Source organism: Dermacoccus sp. UBA1591, assembly GCF_002322065.1.
GTDB classification, from domain to species: Bacteria; Actinomycetota; Actinomycetes; order Actinomycetales; family Dermatophilaceae; genus Dermacoccus; species Dermacoccus nishinomiyaensis.
In genome coordinates this window covers 345-7,601 of record NZ_DCNR01000073.1, presented here as the reverse complement: position 1 = coordinate 7,601, position 7,257 = coordinate 345, and the positions used below count along the sequence as shown (strand labels likewise).

8 protein-coding genes and 1 pseudogene are annotated in these 7,257 nt (G+C 72.9%); 6 read left to right on the top strand and 3 right to left on the bottom strand.

The features are described from left to right. Positions 1 to 451 (top strand): hypothetical protein (locus tag B2284_RS07645; protein WP_286697344.1); only part of this gene is annotated, 451 nt, incomplete at its 5' end. Positions 452 to 546: 95 nt separating this feature from the next. Here the strand turns inward: B2284_RS07645 and B2284_RS07640 are convergent. Both B2284_RS07640 and B2284_RS07635 read right to left on the bottom strand, forming a co-directional pair. Further along, complete coding sequence (locus B2284_RS07640) at positions 547 to 1,404, bottom strand: SDR family oxidoreductase (RefSeq protein WP_136788108.1); 858 nt, start codon at positions 1,402 to 1,404, stop codon at positions 547 to 549. Beyond that, entirely contained in the window at positions 1,401 to 1,832 is a 432-nt protein-coding gene (locus B2284_RS07635; protein WP_136788106.1) for a metallopeptidase family protein, read from the bottom strand. The genes B2284_RS07640 and B2284_RS07635 overlap by 4 nt, the downstream gene beginning before the upstream one ends. A 46-nt stretch (positions 1,833 to 1,878) precedes the next feature. Between B2284_RS07635 and B2284_RS07630 the strand changes: the two are divergent. From B2284_RS07630 to deoC, 5 genes and pseudogenes are all read left to right on the top strand, one after another. Continuing rightward, positions 1,879 to 2,259: pseudogene (locus tag B2284_RS07630) on the top strand (DUF3499 domain-containing protein); the annotation flags it as partial. A 121-nt stretch (positions 2,260 to 2,380) separates the two neighbouring features. Next, a complete protein-coding gene (locus tag B2284_RS07625) occupies positions 2,381 to 3,832 on the top strand; it encodes a phosphomannomutase/phosphoglucomutase (RefSeq protein ID WP_414646257.1) in 1,452 nt (483 codons plus the stop codon). Then, on the top strand, positions 3,829 to 4,056 hold the full coding sequence (locus B2284_RS07620; RefSeq protein ID WP_006944432.1) for a Trm112 family protein: 228 nt from the start codon (positions 3,829 to 3,831) through the stop codon (positions 4,054 to 4,056). Before B2284_RS07625 ends, B2284_RS07620 begins: the two co-directional genes overlap by 4 nt. Before the next feature lie 116 nt (positions 4,057 to 4,172). Next, positions 4,173 to 5,426 (top strand): SIS domain-containing protein, encoded by a 1,254-nt coding sequence (locus B2284_RS07615; RefSeq protein WP_038568947.1) that lies wholly within the window; start codon positions 4,173 to 4,175, stop codon positions 5,424 to 5,426. A 116-nt stretch (positions 5,427 to 5,542) separates the two neighbouring features. Then, positions 5,543 to 6,265, top strand: coding sequence for a deoxyribose-phosphate aldolase (gene deoC / locus B2284_RS07610; RefSeq protein WP_006944421.1), 723 nt, complete (start codon positions 5,543 to 5,545; stop codon positions 6,263 to 6,265). A gap of 104 nt (positions 6,266 to 6,369) precedes the next feature. On the opposite strand, the gene B2284_RS07605 is transcribed toward deoC, so the two are convergent. After that, positions 6,370 to 7,257 (bottom strand): sensor histidine kinase (locus B2284_RS07605; protein WP_286697343.1); only part of this gene is annotated, 888 nt, incomplete at its 5' end.

Here is a 7,257-nt window from a genome sequence, read left to right as displayed (position 1 = left end):
CGACGTCGCCGCGGTGCGCGCGAGCTCGCAGGAGAACATCATCGCCTCCGCCTTTGCGTCCTCGGCGTCCAAGAAGTCGCGCGACTTCACCTGGGTGCCCGCCGCCCCGGCGCTTGATGCCGCAGCCGGTGCCAGTCTCGACGGGGCGCGCCACGCCGGCCGACTCGTCGTCATGGGCGAAGGGAGGGCGACGTCGGTGACGCTCGTCGTCAGCGATCCGTCCGGGAAAGCGACGCGCCGACGTCTCGACGTCCCGGCGAACGGCTGGGCGAGTGTGGACGTGCCGAAGAACGCCACGGTGTGGCTGCTGCGAGATGACGGATCAGCGGACGCCGCGCCCGTCCACGCCGCGGTGCTCGTCCGCGATGTGGGCGCCGATCAGCCGGTGACGAGCGTGCCGCTCGTGCCGACGCCGTGGCTGCGCGCGCCGGTCGAAGTCACCCAGCGCTGAGGCGCGAACCGCCGAGCCGCAGCAACTCACTCCCGAGCTTCCCCGACACCGAACCACGCCGCCGCCTGAACGCGGCGCGGCGTCCTACCGGTAGGTCAGTGTTCTTCGGCCGAGAGCCACTGCGCGTAGGTGCGTCCACCGATCTGTGTCTGCTCGCTCGGCAGATGCGCGCCGCGGGTGAAGGCGCGCATCGTCGCCCCGATCGTCGGCAGCGGGGCCGTGCGCGGCGCGCGTCGGCGATCGAGGTGTGCGGTGAGCGTCGCGATGTCGGCGAGGGTGAACGTCTCCGGCCCGGCGAGCTCCATCGGCGTGGGCAGGCTCGTGAGCAGCGACGCCACGTCGACGAGTTTCGTCGCCACCCAGCGCGGGTCGACGGGGCTCACCTCGATGTCCTCGACGGCGCCCAGGGCGCGAGCGCCCGCGCCGCGCACGAGCTGCGCGACGAACGGATGGAACTGGGTGGCGCGCACGATGCTCGCGCGACCGTGCCAGGCCTCGACGACGTTCTCGGCGTCGGCCTTCGCCCGGTAGTAGGGGTAGGGGTTCTCGAAGCAGCCGACGATCGAGACGTGGACGAGGTGCGCGCTCGGTGCCCACGCGTCGAGCGCGTCGACGAGGCGTCTCGTGCCCTCGACGTCGACGCGGCGCGCGTCCTTCGGGTTGCCTGCGCAGTGGATGACGGCCTCGACGCCGTCGAGCGCCGCGTCGAGCCCGGCGCCGGTGCCGAGGTCGCCGGTGACGTGCTCGAGGCGCGCCGGGATGCCGGCCGCCGCCTCAGGCAGGTCGACGTCGCGTCGGTGCATCAGCGCGCGCACGGGGATTGAGGAGGTGAGCAGCTCCTCCACGACGCAGCGCCCGAGCACCCCCGACGCGCCCGTCACGAGCACGGGTGCGCGCCCGGCGACGAGGATGTCGGCGGGCAGCAGCGGGGCGGCGGTGGGCGTCAATCTCATTGGTCGTCCTCGTCGAGTTCGCGCCCGAGCAGGGCCGCGATTTGGGTGGTGACGACGTGCTCGACGAGCAGGTCGCGTTCGTACAGGTCGGCGGAGCGCGTCTGGATCGGCAGGCGATAGATCACCATGCGCGCGCGGTGCTTGCCCTCGGCTGGGAAGGCGCGCCCGAGCGGCACGGCGTCCTCCCACGCGCTCGGATCGGACGGCGGCACCTCCTCGACGCCGATCTCGATGTGCTCCAGGCTCTCGCACCAACGCGCCTCGAGCCGTTCGACGCTGCGCAGCACCGCCTCGTCGAACGAGCGCGCCCGCGACAGCATCGACGGCGTGGGCGGCCACGCGAGCGGCCCACGATGGCGGCGCCCGTGACGATCGCGCCGCGTCGGGGCGTCCCCGCGCGGCGCGCGTGGGGTGGGGCGAGGAGTCACCCGGCGAGCCTAACGTGGTGTCCGCCGTGGCGTACCCTTGTGCCTCGTGACGTTGATGCGACAGTGTTCCCGATCGGCCTGCTCCCAGCCCGCCGTAGCCACGCTGACGTACGTCTACGCCGATTCGACGGTCGTGCTCGGCCCGCTCGCGACATACGCGGAGCCGCACACCTACGACCTGTGCGCCGACCACGCGACGCGCCTCACCGCGCCGCGCGGGTGGGACATCGTCCGCCTCGCCGTCGACATGACGCCGCCCGAGCCGACGCCCGACGATCTCGTCGCGCTCGCCGAGGCCGTGCGTCAGGCGGCGGTACGCCCGGCGCCGGAGGAGCCCGAGCCGACGCGCCGTTCGACGCGCAGCGTCGCCGCCAGTGACCCGACGCTGCTGTCGGCGACGGAGCGCCGCCGTCACCTTCGGGTGCTGCCCGGTCAGACGCCCGCGGACGCGCTCTCTGACGCTTCCGATGACGACGACGCCGACGGGGGCCGGTTCGACAGGCCCTTCGACGGTCGGGAAGGGCCCTCGCGCCGGTAGAGTGAACGTCGTGACTGCACCCGCGCTCAACGACTTCATCAAGGCCTACGACGTGCGTGGCCTCGTGCCCGACCAGCTCTCCCCGCGCGTCGCCCGCGAGCTCGGCGCCGCGTTCGCGCAGGTTGTCGTGCGCCCCGAGGGCGCGAACGCCATCGTCGTCGGGCACGACATGCGCCCGAGTTCTCCAGAGCTGTCGCGCGCGTTCGCCGACGGCGCCGCCGCGTACGGCGTCGACGTCACCCTCATCGGGCTGTGCTCGACTGACGGGCTCTACTTCGCCTCCGGTGCGCTCGATCTGCCGGGCGCGATGTTCACCGCGAGCCACAACCCGGCGCAGTACAACGGCATCAAGCTGTGCCGCGCGGGCGCTCGCCCCGTCTCCCTCGAGACCGGTCTCGCCGAGATCCGCGACCTCGCGCAATGGGCGCTCGATCGCGGTCAGGGTGTGCCGTTCGACGGCCCGGCGGGCAGCGTCACCGAGCGCGAGATGCTGCGCGAGTACGCCGAGTTCCTGCGCGGTCTCGTCGACCTGTCGGGCGGACGCCCGCTCAAGGTCGTCGTCGACGCGGGCAACGGCATGGGCGGCCACACCGTCCCGGCCGTGCTCGGCACCGACGCGGGCCTGGCGCAGCTGCCGCTCGACATCGTCCCGCTGTACTTCGAGCTCGACGGCACGTTCCCCAACCACGAGGCTAACCCGCTCGAGCCGGCCAACCTCGTCGACCTGCAGCAGGCCGTCGTCGAGCACGGTGCCGACATCGGCCTCGCCTTCGACGGCGATGCCGACCGCTGCTTCGTCATCGACGAAAGCGGCCAGCCCGTCACGCCGTCCGCGGTGACGGCGCTCGTCGCGGAGCGCGAGATCGCGAAGGAGGTCGCGCGGGGGGCCGCAGCGGCCGACGTCAAGGTCGTCGCGAACCTCATCTCGAGCCGCGCCGTCGGCGAGGTCATCGCCGAGAACGGCGCACAGCCGGTGCGCACGCGCGTCGGGCACTCGTTCATCAAGGCGCAGATGGCCGAGCACGACGCCGTCTTCGGTGGCGAGCACAGCGCGCACTACTACTTCCGCGACTTCTGGTTCGCCGACACCGGCATGCTCGCCGCGATGCACGTGCTCGCGGCGCTGGGGGAGCGGGACGCACCGTTGTCGCAGCTCGTCGCCGCGTATGCGCGCTACGAGGCGTCGGGGGAGATCAACTCGACGGTGAGCGACGCCGCCGCGGCCACGGGCCGCGTGCGCACGTGGGTCGCGTCGCAGGGCGAGTTCACCGAGGACGCGCTCGACGGCGTGACGTTCGTCCACGAGGGCGCGGGGGAGAGCGATCCGATGTGGTGGCTCAACCTGCGCGCGTCCAACACCGAGCCGCTGCTGCGCCTCAACGTCGAGGCCGCCGACACCGCCACCATGGAGCGCGTGCGCGACGCCGCGCTCGCCGCCGTCCGCGAAGGAGAAGCTCAGTGAACGACGACAAGAGCCGCCGGCCCCTGACGATCGACCCGTGGCTGCGCGAGATCCTGCGCTGCCCCGTCACCGGCACCGAGCTGGAGGACGCGAGTGACGCCTCGGGCGCGCCCGTCCTCGTCAGCACCGGGGTCGACGCAGAACGCGGCGGGCGCCTGCAGTACCCGATACGCGACGGCATCCCCGTCCTGCTCGCCGACGACGCGAGCGTGCTGCCCGCCTGACGCTCGCGCGCGCGGTCATCGACCGCGCGGCCCGCGAACACGCTCGACGTGAGCAACGACGGCGGCGTCGCCGCGCCCCGAATGTCTGAGACGAACCCCCGAGCCGAGGAGAAGTCATGGCCCATCTCGACGAGAGCTGGCTCGACGACGCCGGCCACCTCGAACGTTGCGACTCACGCGGATCGCTGCGTGCGCTCGCCACGGCGGGCGCGCAGGTGCGTGAGGCCCTGACGCTCGCGCGCGAAGCGGGCATCGACGACGTCGCCGGGTACGAACGACCGCGTTCGGTTCTCGTAGGGGCGCTCGGCGGGTCCGAGCGCGTCGGCGATGTGTTGCAGACTCTCGCGCAGCCGAGTTCGCCGGTGCCCGTCATGACGCGGCGCGACGTGCCGCTGCCCGGTTGGGTCGGGCCGCTCGACCTCGTCATCGCGGTCTCCTTGTCCGGGCGCGCTGAGGGGCCGCTCGCACTCGCTGCGGAGGCGGCACGACGGGGCGCGTCGCTACTGACGGTCGGTGCCGACGACTCGCCGCTCGCCGACGTCTGTGCCCGCGCTCGCGGCGTGCACATCGGTGTCGGCCGCGGGCGGGTCTCGAGCCGGACCTCGCTGTGGTCGCTGCTCACCCCCGTGCTCATGGGCGCCCGTCGGTTGGGGCTGGTCGACGTCAGCGACGACGACCTGCTCGTCGCCGCCGCGATGCTGGATGCCGAATCGGAGACGCTGCGACCGTCGTCGGAGCACTTCGTCAACCCGGCCAAGCTCGCCGCGCTCCAGCTCGCCGGGACGGTGCCCGTCGCCCTCGCCGACGGCCCTGTCGCGGCGCTCGCGGCGCGTCGGGCCTCGTCGATGTTCGCCCGCACGGCGCGCGTGCCGATGACGTGGGGTGAGCTGCCCGACGACGCGGCCGACCTCGTCGCGACGCTCGACGGCCCGTTCACTGCCGGCGCGGGGGAAGGCGCCGTCTCCGCGCCGGACGACATCTTCGCCGACCCGTTCCTCGACGCCCCGCGCCAACCGAGCCTCGGGTTCCTCACGCTGCACTCGGACGCGACGGGCGGGTCCGGCGCGGGGCGTGACGGAGCCGATGGCTTCTTCGTCAGCGATGCGCCCGGCGGAGCGAGTGGGCTGGGCGGCAACGGCACCGGTGGCGTGGGAGCACTGGCCGGGGTCGCGAGCGGCATCCAGGAGAGCGCTCGCGCGGCGGGAGCTGTCGTCGTCGAGATGCATCCCGACGCCGGCCCGGCCATCGCGCGGGCCGCGCAGCTCATGCACCGCGTCGACTTCACTGCGACGTACCTCGCGCTCGGGCAGGGCCTCGACCCCGCAGTCTCGCGTCACGTCACCGAACTGCGCGACCGGCTCGGCCGCTGACGTCCGAGCGCGCGTGTTCGCCGTCAGACCCATGTGCCCGAGGCGCGACCGACGACGCGGAGCGCGGCCTGCGACGGGCGCGTCCTCCCGTCCCGTCACTGGGTAGGCTGAGTGGCATGAACACCGCTGCTTCGTCCTCGTCAGGCTCCCCGTTCGACCGCGCGCACGTCGCGTCGATCGTCGACCACACCCTGCTCAAGCCGGAGGCGACGCGCGCGGACGTCGACGCCCTCGCCCGTGAGGCCGAGGCGCTCGGCGCGTACTCGATCTGCGTGTCGCCGTCGATGCTCCCCGTGGAGACGAGCGTCAAGGTTGCGACGGTCTGCGGGTTCCCCAGCGGCAAGCACACGAGCGCCGTCAAGGCCGCAGAGGCCGCAGAATCCGTGGCGCGGGGGGCTGACGAGGTCGACATGGTCATCGACGTGGGCGCCGCGAAGGACGGGCGTTTCGACGACGTCGAGGCCGACGTGCGGGCCGTGCGCGAGGCCACCGAGGGCCGCGTGCTCAAGGTCATCATCGAATCCGCAGCACTGAGCGATGACGAGATCGTCGCCGTCTGCCGTGCTGCCGTCGCGGCGGGCGCGGACTTCGTCAAGACGTCCACCGGCTTCCACCCCGCCGGCGGTGCGAGCGAGCACGCCGTCCGCCTCATGCGCCAGACCGTCGGCCCCGACATCGGCGTCAAGGCCAGCGGCGGAATCCGCGACGCTGCCGCCGCCCACGCGATGATCGCGGCCGGTGCCAGCCGTCTCGGCCTCTCGGGTACTCGGGTGGTTCTCGACGGGCTCGACGGCGACGCCACCGGCGCGGACGCCCCACAGGCCGCGGCCGGTTACTGACCCGCCGCGGCCAGTACGTCAGGCGTCACGCCATGCCTGAAGCGCCCGAACTCCGACCGCGCTCGCGCGAAGGGTGACGTCTCGCTGCGGTTGAGCCCAGCCCGTCAGGGCGTCACAGCCGCGCGACGGTTCGGCACGCGCCACACGACGGCCGTGCCGCCACTGCGCCTCGCGCGGATGACGCAGGTGCCGCCGAGTCGCTCGGCCCGCGCGACGAGGTGGGCGATCCCCGAGCGTCGTTCGAGGTGCTCGGGCAGGCCGCGTCCGTCGTCGGTGACCTTGACGAGCACCTCGTCGCCGACGTCGAGCACGACCCGCACGGCGCTCGCATGCGCGTGCCGCGCCGCGTTGCTCAGTGCCTCACGCATCACGGCGAGCAGGTCGGTGACGAGGGCGTCGTCGAGCGTCCAGTAGGCACCACTGACGCTGACGCTCGGCGCGAATCCGAGGGCGTCCTGCGCCTGCGCGGCGAGCTGGTCGACGGTGTGCGCGAGCGCCAACGCGGCGCCACCGGTGTGCAGGTCGAAGATCGCGCGGCGCACGTCGGTGACGGTCTCGTCGAGGTCGGTGATGACGGCGTCGAGCTTCTCGGCGGCGACCTCGTCGTCGATGCGCGGCAGCGCACTCTGCACGCGCATGCCGGCGGCGAAGATGCGTTGGATGACGTGGTCGTGCAGGTCCTGCGCGATGCGGTCGCGATCTTCGAGGATGGCGACGCGTTCGGCCTCGGCGTGCCGGTAGGCGAGCAACGTCGCGACCGAGAGTCGGTCCGCGATCGTCTGCCCGATGGCCTCCATGGGTTCGGGGTCGAGCGAAAGCGTCGGGCGGTCCCAGGCGAACAGCAGCAGCTCCGGGTTCTCGCCGTCACTGGCGAGCGGCACGACCATCGCGCAGCGCATGCGCTCGTCGACGAGGCGCGCCGCGACGTCGTGCGTGAAGAATCGTGCGCGCGGCGCGAGGAGCAGTTCTTCGGCGAGGTCGCCGAGGCGCGC

Coding starts and splice junctions, on each gene's coding strand:
- B2284_RS07640 (WP_136788108.1), bottom strand. CDS start 1,404: ATGAGATTGACGCCCACCGCCGCCCCGCTGCTGCCCGCCGACATCCTC.
- B2284_RS07615 (WP_038568947.1), top strand. CDS start 4,173: ATGGCCCATCTCGACGAGAGCTGGCTCGACGACGCCGGCCACCTCGAA.
- deoC (WP_006944421.1), top strand. CDS start 5,543: ATGAACACCGCTGCTTCGTCCTCGTCAGGCTCCCCGTTCGACCGCGCG.